Source organism: Micromonospora xinjiangensis, from assembly GCF_056150165.1.
Window position 1 is genome coordinate 74,028 of the sequence record NZ_JAXCFO010000001.1, and the last position, 14,151, is coordinate 88,178.

9 protein-coding genes are annotated in these 14,151 nt (G+C 73.0%); 8 read left to right on the forward strand and 1 reads right to left on the reverse strand.

All coding sequences use genetic code 11. From position 1 onward, the window contains the following. The first annotated feature begins 72 nt into the window (after positions 1 to 72). The 7 genes from SM573_RS00375 (at position 73) to SM573_RS00405 (ending at position 11,932) form a co-directional block, all read left to right on the forward strand. On the forward strand, positions 73 to 588 hold the full coding sequence (locus SM573_RS00375; protein ID WP_474612134.1) for a winged helix-turn-helix transcriptional regulator: 516 nt from the start codon (positions 73 to 75) through the stop codon (positions 586 to 588). Positions 589 to 789: 201 nt separating this feature from the next. Then, positions 790 to 2,658: an adenylyl cyclase gene (locus SM573_RS00380; RefSeq protein ID WP_474615145.1), complete on the forward strand. Its 1,869-nt coding sequence runs from the start codon at positions 790 to 792 to the stop codon at positions 2,656 to 2,658. A gap of 253 nt (positions 2,659 to 2,911) precedes the next feature. Next, positions 2,912 to 4,303, forward strand: coding sequence for an MFS transporter (locus SM573_RS00385; RefSeq protein ID WP_474615146.1), 1,392 nt, complete (start codon positions 2,912 to 2,914; stop codon positions 4,301 to 4,303). Positions 4,304 to 4,372: 69 nt separating this feature from the next. Continuing rightward, complete coding sequence (locus SM573_RS00390; RefSeq protein ID WP_474615147.1) at positions 4,373 to 7,186, forward strand: M14 family zinc carboxypeptidase; 2,814 nt, start codon at positions 4,373 to 4,375, stop codon at positions 7,184 to 7,186. A gap of 155 nt (positions 7,187 to 7,341) precedes the next feature. Next, positions 7,342 to 8,721, forward strand: a complete 1,380-nt coding sequence (zwf, locus tag SM573_RS00395; RefSeq protein WP_474615148.1) for a glucose-6-phosphate dehydrogenase — start codon at positions 7,342 to 7,344, stop codon at positions 8,719 to 8,721. Positions 8,722 to 8,809: 88 nt separating this feature from the next. Further along, entirely contained in the window at positions 8,810 to 9,457 is a 648-nt protein-coding gene (locus SM573_RS00400; RefSeq protein ID WP_474615149.1) for a TetR/AcrR family transcriptional regulator, read from the forward strand. A 168-nt stretch (positions 9,458 to 9,625) separates the two neighbouring features. Beyond that, positions 9,626 to 11,932, forward strand: coding sequence for a M64 family metallopeptidase (locus tag SM573_RS00405; RefSeq protein WP_474615150.1), 2,307 nt, complete (start codon positions 9,626 to 9,628; stop codon positions 11,930 to 11,932). Between the two features lie 45 nt (positions 11,933 to 11,977). On the opposite strand, the gene SM573_RS00410 is transcribed toward SM573_RS00405, so the two are convergent. Beyond that, the gene (locus SM573_RS00410) at positions 11,978 to 13,135 is read right to left on the reverse strand and encodes a low temperature requirement protein A (RefSeq protein ID WP_474612141.1); all 1,158 of its coding nucleotides are present in this window, start codon (positions 13,133 to 13,135) and stop codon (positions 11,978 to 11,980) included. 307 nt (positions 13,136 to 13,442) lie between these two features. Here SM573_RS00410 and SM573_RS00415 point away from each other — a divergent pair, with 307 nt between their 5' ends. Then, positions 13,443 to 14,018, forward strand: coding sequence for a hypothetical protein (locus SM573_RS00415; protein WP_474612142.1), 576 nt, complete (start codon positions 13,443 to 13,445; stop codon positions 14,016 to 14,018). The last annotated feature ends 133 nt before the right edge of the window (positions 14,019 to 14,151 follow it).

Here is a 14,151-nt window from a genome sequence, read left to right on the forward strand (position 1 = left end):
GGCGTCGTACTGTTACTGCTGAACTAGAAGTGAGTCGCTTCGACTTTAGCACCAACTCGGTGAGGAGCAAGGATGGCTGGGAAGATCCGCCTCGAGGACCGCGAGTGCCCGCTCTCCGCGACGCTCGGCGTGGTGGGCGAGTGGTGGACCCTCCTGATCCTCCACGACGCGTTCGACGGCTACACCCGCTTCGAGCAGTTCCAGGAGAACCTCAAGATCTCCTCCAGCATCCTGACCAGCCGGCTCCGTACGCTCACCGCGAACGGGCTGCTGGAGCGCCGCCGCTACCAGACCCACCCCGACCGCTACGAGTACGTCCTGACCGATCTCGGCCGCAGCCTGCGGCCCGTGATCGTCGCCCTGGCCGCCTGGGGCAACTCCCGGCTCCGGCCCGAGCAGCGCAGCATGATCCTCGTCGACCGGGAGACCGGGACCGAGGTCGAGCCCGTGGTGGTGGACCGGGCCACCGGTCGGGAACTCGACCCGGAGAACTTCGTCTTCGCGGCCGGCCCCGCCGCCAGCGAGATCATGCGGACCCGGTACGCGGGCGTCGCCCCGGCAGGGCCCGCACCCGAGGGGCGGCGCTAGGCAGCCGCCGCCCCGCTCGGCTCCCGGTGGGATTCGGTGGCACACCCGTAGCGCTCGGCCGGTTTACCGGGTAGAAACATGCCCATCCTTCTTTTACGACGTGATACAAGTCCGGAGGGCCAAGAGAGCGCTCTCTAACCTGTCCCATCCCCCACGTCGCCGCGCCGGGTCCCCTCCGGCGCGGCGGAGAGGACGAACCGGATGACCCACTCCCCCGGCGCGCGGCGGCTCCGCCGCGCGCTCACCCTCGGCCTGGTGCTCTGCACGGCCGTCGGCACGACGAGCACGGCCGCGAGCGCCGGCCCGTCCCGGCACCACACGCCGGGCCTCGGCCCCAACGTCACAATCTTCGATCCCCGCATGCCGGTCAGCGAGATCCAGGCGACGCTCGACGCGACGTACGCCCGGCAGGTCGGCAACGAGATGGGCACCCAGCGATACGCGTACCTGTTCAAGCCGGGCACGTACGGGACCCCGGAGCAGCCGTTGCAGATCAAGGTGGGCTACTACACCGAGATCGCCGGCCTGGGCGCCTCCCCCACCGACGTCCGGATCAACGGCAAGATCGAGGCGTACAACCGCTGCCTCGACGGCGGCGGCACCAGCAACTGCATCGCGTTGGTCAACTTCTGGCGCACGCTGTCGAACCTCTCCCTCACCGTCAACGGCACGGGCCAGGACGGCTGCCGCTCCTCAGCCAACTTCTGGGCGGTCTCCCAGGCCGTGTCGATGCGCCGCCTCGACGTCGACGGCGGTGGCCTGTCCCTGATGGACTACTGCACCGCCGGCCCGCAGTACGCCAGCGGCGGCTTCATCGCCGACTCCCGACTGCCCGCCACCACCAACGGCTCCCAACAGCAGTGGCTCACCCGCAACAGCGAGGTCGCCGGCTGGTCCAACGGCGTGTGGAACCAGGTCTTCGCCGGTGTCGTCGGCGCGCCCGACGACGCCGGCTTTCCGAACCCGCCGTACACGACCCTGGAGACCACCCCGCTGAGCCGGGAGAAGCCCTACCTCTTCGTCGACGGCAGGGGCCGGTACCAGGTCCGGGTACCGGTCGCGAAGCGCGGCACCCGTGGTGTCTCCTGGGCCGACGGCCTGACCGCGGGGCGCAGTATCGCCCTCGACGACTTCTTCGTGGCCCGGCCCTCGGACTCGGTGCGGACCATCAACAGCCAGCTCGCCCGGGGCAAGCACCTCCTACTCACCCCCGGTGTGTACGACATCGCCCGCACCATCGAGGTCAAGCGCCCGGACACCGTGGTGCTCGGGCTCGGCCACGCCACCCTCACGGCGGTGGACGGCGCGGTGCCGCTGGCGGTCGCCGACGTGCCGGGCGTCGTCGTGGCCGGGGTGACCGTCGACGCCGGCCTACGGGAGTCGCCGGTGCTGCTACGCGTCGGCGACCGGCACGGGCGCGACCGCAGCGACCCGGCCAACCCCACGACCCTCTCCGACGTGTACTTCCGCGTCGGCGGGCCGCACATCGGCCGGACGCACATCGCGCTCGAGGTCAACAGCGACAACGTGCTCATCGACCACACCTGGGTCTGGCGCGGCGACCACGGCGTCGAGGGTTTCACCGAGGGGGTCAACGGCGACACCCAACGCTGGCGTACCAACACCGGCCGTTACGGCGCGGTGATCAACGGCGACCACGTGACGGCGACCGGCCTCTTCGTGGAGCACTTCCAGCGGTACAACACCGTCTGGAACGGTGAGCACGGCACGACGATCCTCTACCAGAACGAGCTGCCGTACGACCCGCCGACGCAGGCCGACTGGATGAACGGCGACGTCGAGGGCTGGGCCGGCTACAAGGTCGGTGACCGGGTGCGCCACCACACCCTGCACGGCGGCGGCGTCTACGTCTTCAACCAGAACAACCCGTCGATCCACACCGAGAACGGTTTCGAGGTGCCGCGGAGGCCGGGCGTACGGCTGCACCACATCATGACCGTCAACCTCAGCGCCGGCACGATCGACCACGTGGTCAACGGCGTGGGCGAGGCGGCCGACACGACGCGGGTCGGCGCCCCGGTCTACGTCGCGCAGTACCCGTTGCCCTGACGCGTCGCCGCACCGTGGGCCGGAGCCGAAGCCGGCTCCGGCCCACGCCGGCCGTCCCGGCCCGGCGCCCGTGGTCCGGGCAGCCCGTCCCCGACTCGGCCGGTATCGCCATCCGACCCGAGGGGTTCGGCTAGCCTCAGGTCGGGGACGCGCCGAGACCGCGCCCTTTCGCACACTCCGTCGACGGCCCGCCGCACCTGGCTGCTCCGGGCCGCCACGACGTCCGACTCGTCGGCTGGTGCGAAGGGCGAAGATGACCGTTCGACCGCAGGACGGGCCCTGGCGGTCCCGGGACTTCCGGCTGCTGGTCGCCGGGCAGACGGTGACCCAGCTCGGCACCGACGTCACGGCGCTCGCGTTCCCCCTGATCGCCGTGCTGCTCCTGGACGCGACGCCCTGGCAGCTCGGCGTGCTGGTGGCCGTGCAGAACGGCGCGTTCCTGCTCGTGGGGGTGCCGGCCGGGGTGTGGCTGGACCGGCGCCGGCTCCGGCCCGTGCTGATCGCCACCGACCTCGTACGGTGTGCCGCGCTCGTCACGGTCACGGTGGCGGCCGCGCTCTCCTGGCTGAGCCTTCCGCTGCTGTTGGCGGCGGCCGCGGTCCTGTCCGTCATGCGGGTGCTGTTCGACATCGGTCACCAGTCCTACCTGCCCGTGGTGCTGGGTCGCCGGCACCTCCTGCGGGGCAACTCCGCCGTGGAGACGTTCCGGTCGTCCGGGCAGGTCGCCGGCCCGAGCCTCGGCGGCTGGCTCACCCAGCTGGTCGGCGCCACCAACACACTGCTGCTCGACGCGGCGAGCTTCCTGCTCAGCGCCGCCTGCCTGGCCCGGATCAGGACCACCGAACGCGCACCGCGCCGCGCCGGCCGCGGCGGGCCGGTCCAGGAGGCGCGCGAGGGCCTGCGGTTCGTGCTCGCCGACCCGGTCCTGCGGGCCGTCGCCGCCACCAGCGCCCTGTCGAACCTGTTCTTCACCGCCGCCACCGCGCTGCTCGTCCTGTTCCTGGTCGACACCGTGGGCCTCGCCCCGGGCGCCGCGGGCATGCTGATGTCCGCCGCACCGGCCGCCGCCCTGCTGGGCGCCCTCACCGCCACCCGGCTGGCCCACCGCGTCGGGTCGGCCCGCATCATCTGGCTGTCCCTCGCCGTGACCAGCCCGGCGAACCTGCTGATCCCGCTCACCGGCCCCGGCTGGGGCGTCGCGGCCTTCGTCGCCGGGCTCGTCGGCGGCGGGATCGGTCAGGTCGTCTACGGGATCACCCAGATCACCTACCGGCAGACGGTCGTACCGCACCGGTTCCTGTGCCGGGTCAACGCCAGCATGCGCTTCCTGGTCATGGGGGCGATGCCGCTCGGCGGCCTGCTGGGCGGCCTGCTCGGGGACGCGCTCGGCGTCCGCGCCACGCTGCTCGTCATCGGGGTCGGGCTCACCCTCGCGCCGGTACCGCTGCTGCTGTCCCCGCTGCGCCGGGCGCGAGACCTGGACGAGCTGGCACCGCGGCGCGCGCCCGAGGCCGGCCCGGCGACGGGCGTCCGGTCCGGTGCCGGGCAGCGGCGGCGGCCACCGGCGGCCACCCGTCCCGGCGGCTCCCGGCGGCCCGCGCCGGCACCCCGTCGGCTCCGGCGACGCACGTCGATGGGATCTTGACCCTGGGAATCCGCAGGTCATAGGCTCACATCAATGTGAGCCGTCTCCCCCGGGGGAAGGGAAGCCTGCATGGCCCCGTCGTCGCGTCCACTCCGGATCATCCCCGTACGGCGACTGGCGAGCGTCGCCGCCGTCGCCCTCCTGGTCGGCACCGCCCCGCTGCTCGGCCACGCCCCGGCCGGCGCCCGGCCCGCCACCGCCCACTGCGCCACCGACCCCACCGCCCGCCTCGCGAGCGTGCCCAGCCCGGAGACGGTGCTCGGCTTCCCGCTCGGCGTCGGCCAGGAGCGCGTCGTCACCACCGACGAGGTCGACACCTACCTGCGTGCCGTCGACCGGGCCTCCGACCGGGTCGTCACCGGCGTCCTGGGCACCAGCACGCTCGGCCAGCCCCTGCCGTACGCCGTGGTGTCGAACGAACGCCACGTCCGGCCGGCCGCGCTGCGCCGCATCGCCGACGACATCCGGGACCTGCGCGACCCCCGCCGCACGACGCGGACACAGGCCGCCCGGACCGCCGCCGACACCCCGGCCATCGTCTGGGTCGCCGGCAACGTGCACGGCGGCGAGAAGAGCGGCACCGACGCGGCGCTCAAGACGCTGTACGAGCTGGCGGCGGGGCTGTCCTGCGCGGTGGCCGAGCGCAACGACAACCTCGTCACGATCATCGTGCCGACCCAGAACCCCGACGGGCGCGACGCGAGCCGCCGGCAGAACGAGTTCGGCTTCGACCTGAACCGGGACTGGTTCGCCCGCACCCAGCAGGAGACCGACAGCAAGCTGGAGCTGATGCGGCGCTACCCGCCGCAGGTGTTCGTCGACGCGCACGAGATGGGCGGCCGGCAGTACTTCTTCCCGCCGAACGCCGACCCCATCCACCACGAGATCGCCGGGGAGGCGGTCGACTGGATCAACCGGATCGGCGAGGCCAACAAGGCCGGCTTCGGCTACAACGGCGCCTGTGGCGGCGCGGTGACCACCGAGTGCTACTTCAACTACGCGACCTACGACCTCTTCTTCATGGGCTACGGAGACACCGTGCCGGCCGCCGGCTTCGGCGCCGCCGGCATGACCTTCGAGAAGGGCAGCGCCTCGGCGGTCGCCGACCGGGTCCAGCAGCAGTTCCACACCCAGTGGTCCACGCTCGGCTGGGCCGCGGCCAACCGGCGTGAGGTGCTCTCCGACTACTACCGGATCTGGACCGACGCCCTCGCCCAGGGCCGCGCCGGCACGCTGGAGCCCAACGAGGTGGTCCAGCCCACCAACGAGGTCCAGTTCCCGGTCCCCGATCTGCGGATCCGGTCGTACTTCCTGCTCCCCGACCGGCAGCTCGCCGACGTGCGGCAACTCGTCGAGCGGCTGCGCCGGATGGACGTCGAGGTGTACGAGGTGCAGCGGCCGACCCGGGTGCCGACGGCACGGGTCTTCGGCGGCCGCAGCGCCCACGACGTCACGGTGCCGAAGGGCGCGTACTGGATCCCGATGGACCAGCCGCAGAAGCACTGGATCCAGGCGATCATGGGTGAGGACCCGTACACCCCGTTCCCGTACTTCTACGACGTCTCCTCCTGGAGCAACCCGCTGCTGATGGGCGTCCCGACCATCTACACCGGGGACGACGTGCGGCCGAAGGCGCAGCTGGTGCGGCGGATCTCGGGCGGGAGGTCCGGCCCCGCGCCGGTCCACGGCTCGTACGGCTACCGCCTCGACTCCGCCGCGGCGGCGGAGTTCACGTTCCGGCTGCTCGGCCGCGGCGTACCGCTGGTGCGTGACGTAGACACCAGCGTGGTCCGGGTGGCGGCGACCCGGCTCACCCGGGAGATCGACGGCCTCGCGCGGTCGCTCGGGGTGACCCTCACGCCGGGTGGCCGGGCCACCGGCACCCGCCTGGAGCTGCCGGACGTCGGCCTGTTCCAGGGCACCGGCATCTCCACCACCGCCGGCTCCCACGGCGAGGCGCGGTACGTGCTCGGCGAGCGCTGGGGCCTGGACCTGACGCCGGTGACCACGGCCGACATCAACGACAACACCGAGGCGTTCACCGGTCGCACGGTGCTGCTCGTGCCCGACGGCAGCAGCCCGACCGGCGGCCTCACCGCCGCCGGGCAGGCCAACCTGCGCGCCTGGATCGCCCAGGGGCACACCTACGTCGGGCTGCGCAACGAGGGCACCCGGATGGCCCGCGCCGCCGGGCTCACCTCCACCACCGAGAAGACGAAGCCCGAGGGCTACCAGGTGATCGGGTCGCACCTGCGGGTCGACGTCGACCGGGACAGCCCGGTGGCCTCCGGCCGGCCGGCGGAGGACTTCGAGTTCAACAACGGCGATCCCATCCTCAACCCGAGCACCACCGGCACCAACGTGCTGCGCTACCCGAGCGGTGACACGTTCTGGGCGAACGGCTACACGGTGGGCGCGGACGCCCTGCGCGGCACGGCGGCCCTGGTGGACGAGCCGACCGGCGCCGGCCGCTCGGTGCTCTTCGCGTTCAACCCGCTGTTCCGGGCGTACAACGAGAACGGGCTGCACCTGGTGGCCAACGCGCTGCTGTACCCGCGGACGGGCGCCGGCCCGGCGGGGCGGGCCACCGGGCCCGTCGCCGTCGACCCGGCCCGCGCCCTGGCGGCCGCCGCGCCGGTCACCGAGGACCTCGGCGGCGGCTGGCGGCCGACCACGATCGAGGTGGCGAGCGGCGACCTGGCCCGTACGCGGGCCGTCGTCGAGCGCTTCACCGGCGACGTCCGGGCCTCCGTGGCGAACGGGTCGGCGTACCTGGTGATCCCCAACCGGGAGGGCCGGCAGGCCGACGAGCACCCGTTCCTGACCGACCTGCTGCGCGCCCTCCGGGAGGCGGGCGTGCCGCTGCGCTCCGTCGTGGCCTGAGGCGACGCGACGGCCGGTCCGGCTCCGGGGGAGGACCGGCCGTCGCCGAATTGTTCCCCAGGGCGCTGTCGCGCACCTCACGCGGCCGGTGATGGACGGTCGCACCGCCGCGCAGGAGTCTTGGAAAGCTGATTCCAAGATGAGGTGAACCTGCCATGGACCTGCGCTCAGACGCTGTCGTGCTCTTCGGCGTGACCGGAGATCTGGTCGCGAAGAAGCTCTTCCCGGCGCTCTACGAGCTGACCCGACGCGGTCGGCTGGACATGCCGGTGATCGGCGTCGCCCGCTCCCGCTGGGACCACCAGCAGTTGCTCACGGCGGCGCGCAAGTCGGTGCTGGAGGCGAACGGCCAGGTCGACGACGAGGTCTTCGAGACCCTCGCCGGGAACCTCACGATGCTCTCCGGCGACTACGCCGACGCCGCGACCTACCAGCGGCTGGCCGAGGCGCTCACGGACGCCGAGCGGCCGCTGTTCTACCTGGCCATCCCGCCGGCGGTCTTCACGGCGGTGGTCGACGGGCTGGCCGGCGCCGGTCTCGCCGCGCGCGGCCGGGTGGTCGTCGAGAAGCCGTTCGGCCGCGACCTGGCCTCGTCGTACGAGCTGAACCAGGCGCTGCGGGCGGCCTTCGACCCGCGGCGGATCTTCCGCATCGACCACTACCTCGGCAAGGAGGCCGTCGAGGGGCTGCGGGTCTTCCGCTTCGCCAACCGGCTCTTCGAGCCGCTCTGGAACGCCGCGCACATCGACAACGTCCAGATCACGCTCGCCGAGGGCTTCGGCACCGAGGGGCGCGCCGGCTTCTACGACCGGATGGGCGCCACCCGGGACGTGCTGCAGAACCACATGCTCCAGGTCGTGGCTCTGCTCGCCATGGAGCCCCCGGCCGAGCCCGGCGACGAGGCGTTCCGCGCCGAGGAGATCCGGCTCCTGCGCCACGTCGAACCGCTCTCGCCCGCCTCGACGGTCCGGGGCCAGTACTCGGGTTACCGCGACGAGCCCGGCGTGGCACCCGACTCCAACACCGAGACGTTCGTCGCCACCCGGCTGCGGATCAACTCGCCGCGCTGGGCCGGCGTGCCGTTCTACCTGCGTACGGGCAAGCTGATGCCGGGCACCGCCACCGAGGTCGTGGTCCAGTTCAAGACGCCGGACCGCACCCTCGTGCCGGCCGCCGACGGGGCCGCCCCGCAGCCGAACCTGCTCCGCTTCCGCCTGGGTCGCAACGACGGGGTCACCCTGTCGATACAGGTCAAGGAGCCCGGCGCGGAGGTGACGGGCACTCCGGTCACCCTCCCCGTGGACTTCGACGCGGCGCTCGGGCACCGGCGGGAGGCGTACGAGCGGCTGCTCGACGACGCGCTGGACGGCCGGCACCTGCGCTTCGCCCGCGAGGAGGCCATCGCGCAGGAGTGGCGGATCGTCGAGCCGATCCTCGACCTGTCGGAGCCCGTGGCCTCCTACCCGCGTGGCACCTGGGGGCCGGCCGAGGCGGAGACGCTGGCCGGTCACTGGCACGCCCCGACGCCGCGGTGACCACCTGGCGGGTGGGTTCGCCGACGGCGGCCCGCCCGCTTCACGGCGAGCATCCGGACCCCTGGTTACCCGGCGGTAAGCTGGCACGATGACGCCCACCGACGCCGCCGCCACGGACGCGGGCTCGGCGCCGCCCGGGCCCCGGATCACGGCCGCCGGCCGGCGCACCCGGGAGCGGATCGTGCGGATCGCGGCGGAGCTGATGTTCCGCAGGGGTGTCGCCGGCACCAGCATCCCGGACGTGCAGCAGGCGGCCCGGGTCAGCGCCTCGCAGGTCTACCACTACTTCGGGGACAAGAACGCGCTGGTCCGGGCCGTGATCGCCCACCAGGTCGAGCAGACCCTCCAGGGCCAGCGGCCGCTGCTCGACCGGCTGGACAGTCTCGACGCCCTCCGGGCGTGGTGCGCCGTGGTGATCGAGACCCAGGAGCGACGCAACTGCGAGGGGGGTTGCGCGATCGGCTCCCTGGCCAGCGAACTGGCCGAGACCTGTGACGCCATTCGTGACGACCTGGTCGCGGCCTTCGACCGCTGGGAGACGCCGATCCGGGAGGGGCTGCGCCGGATGCGGGAGGGCGGCGTCCTCGTCGCGTCCGCCGACGTGGACCGGTTGGCCACCGCGCTGCTGGCGGCCGTCCAGGGCGGTCTGCTGCTCAGCCAGGTGCGCCGCTCCACGGAGCCGCTGCACGCCGCCACCGGGGCGGCCGTCGGCTACATCGAGACCTTCGCCGCCTGATCGCCACCCGCCCGGTCCGCTCCCTGATGCCGCACGACCCCCGCGCATCGCCGGTCCGCGGAGGGTTCTGCCGCGAGCCGAAGCCTTGTACGGTCCCTATGACCACGATCACGGCCGATGCGCGGCCGGGCATCGTGCGGCATCCGGCCGGTCTCGGAGGGAGCGCTCGTGAGGGTCAGAGCTGGGCTGTGTGTGGCGGCGACGGTCGCGGCGGGCCTGGTGGCCGTCGCGCCACCGGCGGCCGCCGTCGAGGTGGGCGCCGCGACGGTGGTGCCCGTCCAGGTGACGGGGGATCCGGCCGAGCGCTTCAACCTGGTGGTGCTCGGCGACGGCTACACCGAGGCCGACCTGCCCCGGTTCCGCGCGCACGTGGACAAGCACCTCAACACGCTCTGGACGATCGAGCCGTTCAAGTCCTACCGCAGCTACTTCAACGTCTACGCCGTCGAGATCGTCTCCGCGGAGTCCGGCGTGGACTGCGACCCCGGCCTGACCGACCCCCAGCGGGACACGGTGCTCGACATGGGCTTCTGGGGCGGCTGCAACCCGGGCAGCGTGCAGCGCCTGCTGGCCGTCGACGGCGCCACGGCGAACGCGTACGCCGACCTGGCGGCCGGCACCCACGGGGGCAACCGGCAGCTCATCGCCCTCGCCAACAGCGACACCTACGGCGGCGCCGGCGGGGTCAACGCCACCGCCTCCGGTGGCAACGCCCTCTCCGCGCTGATCAGCCCGCACGAGCTGGGCCACTCGCTCGGCGGGTTGCAGGACGAGTACGACTACTACGCCCGCGGCGTACCCGGTGACACGTACACCGGGGAGGAGCCCTCCTCCGCACACCACACCGTCCTCACCGAGCAGCAGATGCGCGACACCCGGGCCAAGTGGTGGCGCTGGCTGGGTGAGCCGAGCGAGTCCGGTGGCACCATCGGCCGCTACGAGGGCGGGCTCTACCTGCAGAAGGGCGTCTGGCGCCCCAGCCGGCACTCGATGATGAAGTCGCTGGGCTTCTACTTCGACCAGGTGGCCCGGGAGCGGATGACCGAGCGGATCGCCGGCCGGGTGGACATCCTCTCCGACAGCACACCGACGGACCAGCCGATCGGGGCCGACCGGGTCGTCTGGGTGGAGACCCTGCACCCGGTGAGCCACGAGCTGACGGTCAGCTGGACGGTCGACGGCGCGGCCGTCCCCGGCACCGGCAACGCCCGGAGCCTCGACCTGCGGTCACTGCGGCTCGCGCCCGGTACGCACACGGTCACCGCGACCGTCACCGACCCCACGCCGTTCGTCCGCGACCCGGCGGTACGCGAGTCGCCCGCGCTGACCCAGCGCCGGACGTGGACCGTCGACACCGGGCTGACCACCACTCCCGCCGGCGGGCCCCTCGCCGTCACCGCGTCGACGGCGACCGACCGGCCGGTCGGCGCCCAGGACGTGGTGTACGTGCAGACCACCCACCCGACCGACCGGGTGCCGGCGGTGAGCTGGACGCTCGACGGCCGGGCGGTCGCCAACCCGGGTCACGACGGCGCCCTCGAACTCGGCCCGCTCGGTCTCCGCAGCGGCACCCACCACCTCACCGCCACCGTCAGCGACCCGGCGACCGGCGAGTCGGCGACCCGGGGCTGGACGGTCGACGCCACCCGGCCCGAGGTCGACTACGACCTCTCGGAACCGCTGCTCACGACGCGCAAGCCGGGCAAGCCGACCGAGTACCTGTACAACGGCCCCTTCACCATGGGCCTCACCGGCACGGACGACCGCGCCGGGGAGATCACCGCCGAGTTCCGGGTCGACGGCGACGGCTGGCACAACTACTACGGCTGGCCGACCGACGCGCGCGCCCCGTTCCTGTTCACCGCCACCGGCACCGACGTCGACGGCCTCGTCTACGGCAACCTCGGCTCCGGCGGCCTGTCGGTGTCACCGTTCGCGCAGCGCTCCCCCGGCTACGGGCGACACACGGTCGAGTACCGGGGCATCGACGCGGTCGGCAACATCGGCGCCGCGGGAACGTTCGTAGCGACGCTGATCCCGCCACCGCCGGCGTGCACCGAGGTCGTCTCCGGCCGGCACGCCGGCTCGCTGGTGGTCACCTCCGGCGTCACCTGTCTGCGCGCGGCGACCGTCACCGGCAGCGTGACCGTACGGCCGGGCGCGGCCCTGGTCGTCGAGCGGTCGTCGATCACGGGAGCGGTGGCGGCGACCGGCGCGAGCGCGGTGGAGCTGCTCGACAGCAACGTGCGGGGCGCGGTCGCGGTCACCGGCACCACGGGCCACGTCACGGCGGTGGGCACCCGGGTGGACGGCGCGCTCGTCCTCACCGGCAACGCCACCGGCACGACGGCGGCGATCCTGGCCGGCAACGAGGCGACCACGCTGCACTGCGCGGGCAACAGCCCGGCTCCGACCAACCTCGGCGCGCCCAACGCGGTGCGCGGCGCGGCGTCCGGGCAGTGCCGCGGGCTGTAGGTCGAGGCGGCGCGGGGCCCTCGGCGTGCGATGGCCCCGCGCCGGCTACAGCTCGGGATTGCTCTCCGGGCCGTGCCGGTGGGTCAGCCAGTCGTAGACGGCGACCCCGGCCAGGATCAGGCTGGCGCCGACCGCCGCGGCGAGCGGCGGGAAGAACAGCGTGATCGGCGCGACCGCTCCCAGGGCGAGCAGGCCGACCAGCAGCACCGGGCGGTCGCGGGCGGTGCGGATCGAGTCCTCGAGGAAGTACCGCCCGACCAGGAAGAGCGCCGGGCCGCCGAAGACGACGACGACCAGCGCCCAGTCGATCGGCGGCGCCGGGTCCTCGACGACCTGGGAGAACCCTACGGCCGTGCAGATGACGCCGGCGACGACGAGCAGCAGGCTGAAGCTCGACCACGCGGAGAGGCGCAGGGCCGGCCCGTCGGTGCCCGACAGACCCGTCCCGCGCGATCCGGAGTGGTAGAAGTAGATCCGCCAGAAGGCGACGACGGCGACGAAGGCCACGACGAGGACGATCGTCCGCTTGACGGAGAAGCCCGGGAAGCTGACCGCCGCGCCGGCCTCGAGCACCACCTCGGCGAGGGCGATCATGAAGAACTGGTTGTACCGCTCGGCGAGGTGGTCGTAGGCGACCCGGGCGTACCCGCGCCGGCCCACGCCGAGCCGGGGCACCGACCAGCTCGTGACGCTGCCGAGGATCTCGATGGCGAGGGCGATGGTCCAGGGGATGCCGCGGGCCAGCCCGCTGTTCATCGCACCGGCGATCCAGAACGTGCCCGAGATCGAGTGCCAGGTGAGCACGCGGGCGGGTTGTCGCCACTCCGGCTGCCGGCGCAGCGCCCAGGTCAGGTAGAGCGGCCGGCCGACCTGGATCACGACGTACGTGGCGGAGAAGATCGCGCCACGCTCACCGAACGCCTGCGGCAGCGAGACCGCCAGCACCAGCGTGCCGAACATCGAGGCCAGCAGCACCACCTGGATGTCGGTCTTGCGGGGGTTGTAGATGCTGGTCATCAGCGCGTTGTGCGACCAGATCATCCACATCGCCGTGAAGAACAGCAGCGTCTGCCCCGCCTCGGAGAGCAGCGCGTGCCGGACGATGGTCAGGTCGTCGGCCACCCGGCCGGCCAGCCGGGCGAGCGCGAACACGTAGACGATGTCGTACAGCAGTTCCAGGACGGTCGCCCCGCGGGGAACCACGCCCGTTCCGAACCGGCGGGCCCCGACCTGCGCCAACGTGTCCGCCCTATGACGATTTACACCACTCTCAGATCCGTTCTACCACGGGCGGCACCGACGACAGGGTGCCAGTGGAGGCGTTCACACCCAACGGGCCCGCGACGGCACCGGCCCCTCCCCTCGTCCCGGCCCGCCGACGGGTGCCGCGAGGCCCACGTCCCGCCGGCCCGGGCCGAAGGTCCCACCACTTGCGGTCCGTCGGCACTGCTCCCGCGCGGTCGTGGCGGGTGCAATTGAGGTGTCGAAGAGAAGTGAGAGGAGCGGACAGATGACCGCCATCGCCGAGCGTCCGACCATCGACCGGACCGCCACCCGCACCGCCCCCGCACCGCCCGCCACCGCCGTCGGGACGACCCGGGCGAGGACCACCCGCTACCTCCTCGCCGGTCTGCGCCTCGCCCTCGGCTGGACGTTCCTCTGGGCCTTCCTCGACAAGACGTTCGGCCTGGGCCACGAGACCGCCGGCGCGCAGGCCTGGGTCAACGGCGGCAGCCCCACCAAGGGCTTCCTCGGCAACGCGGTCGCCGGCCCGTTCGCCGACGTCTACCGGTCGTTCGCCGGCGCCGCCTGGGCCGACTGGCTCTTCATGATCGGCCTCGCCGCCATCGGCACCGCGCTCGTCCTCGGCATCGGCCTACGGATCGCCGCCACGGCCGGCGCGCTGCTCCTGGTGCTGATGTGGACCGCCGTCCTGCCCCCGGAGAACAACCCCTTCGTGGACGACCACCTCGTCTACGCCGCCGTCCTCGCCGTCCTCGCCCTCACCGCCGCCGGCGACACCCTGGGCCTCGGCCGGGCCTGGGCCCGCATCCCGCTCGTACGGCGGCTGCCCTTCCTCAGGTGAACGGCCACGGCGAAGGCGGCGCCCAGCGGGGTGCCGCCTTCACCGTTCGTCCACCGCGCCGCGGATACGCGAGCCACCGTCGGGCCGCCCGCGGGCAGTCGATCATGGCCGGCGCACCTCGAATCGGCCCTCG

Excerpts from the sequence above, each read along its gene's own strand:
- SM573_RS00375 (WP_474612134.1), top strand. The coding sequence starts at position 73 with ATGGCTGGGAAGATCCGCCTCGAGGACCGCGAGTGCCCGCTCTCCGCG.
- SM573_RS00390 (WP_474615147.1), top strand. The coding sequence starts at position 4,373 with ATGGCCCCGTCGTCGCGTCCACTCCGGATCATCCCCGTACGGCGACTG.
- SM573_RS00415 (WP_474612142.1), top strand. The coding sequence starts at position 13,443 with ATGACCGCCATCGCCGAGCGTCCGACCATCGACCGGACCGCCACCCGC.
- SM573_RS00385 (WP_474615146.1), top strand. The coding sequence starts at position 2,912 with ATGACCGTTCGACCGCAGGACGGGCCCTGGCGGTCCCGGGACTTCCGG.
- SM573_RS00380 (WP_474615145.1), top strand. The coding sequence starts at position 790 with ATGACCCACTCCCCCGGCGCGCGGCGGCTCCGCCGCGCGCTCACCCTC.
- zwf (WP_474615148.1), top strand. The coding sequence starts at position 7,342 with ATGGACCTGCGCTCAGACGCTGTCGTGCTCTTCGGCGTGACCGGAGAT.
- SM573_RS00400 (WP_474615149.1), top strand. The coding sequence starts at position 8,810 with ATGACGCCCACCGACGCCGCCGCCACGGACGCGGGCTCGGCGCCGCCC.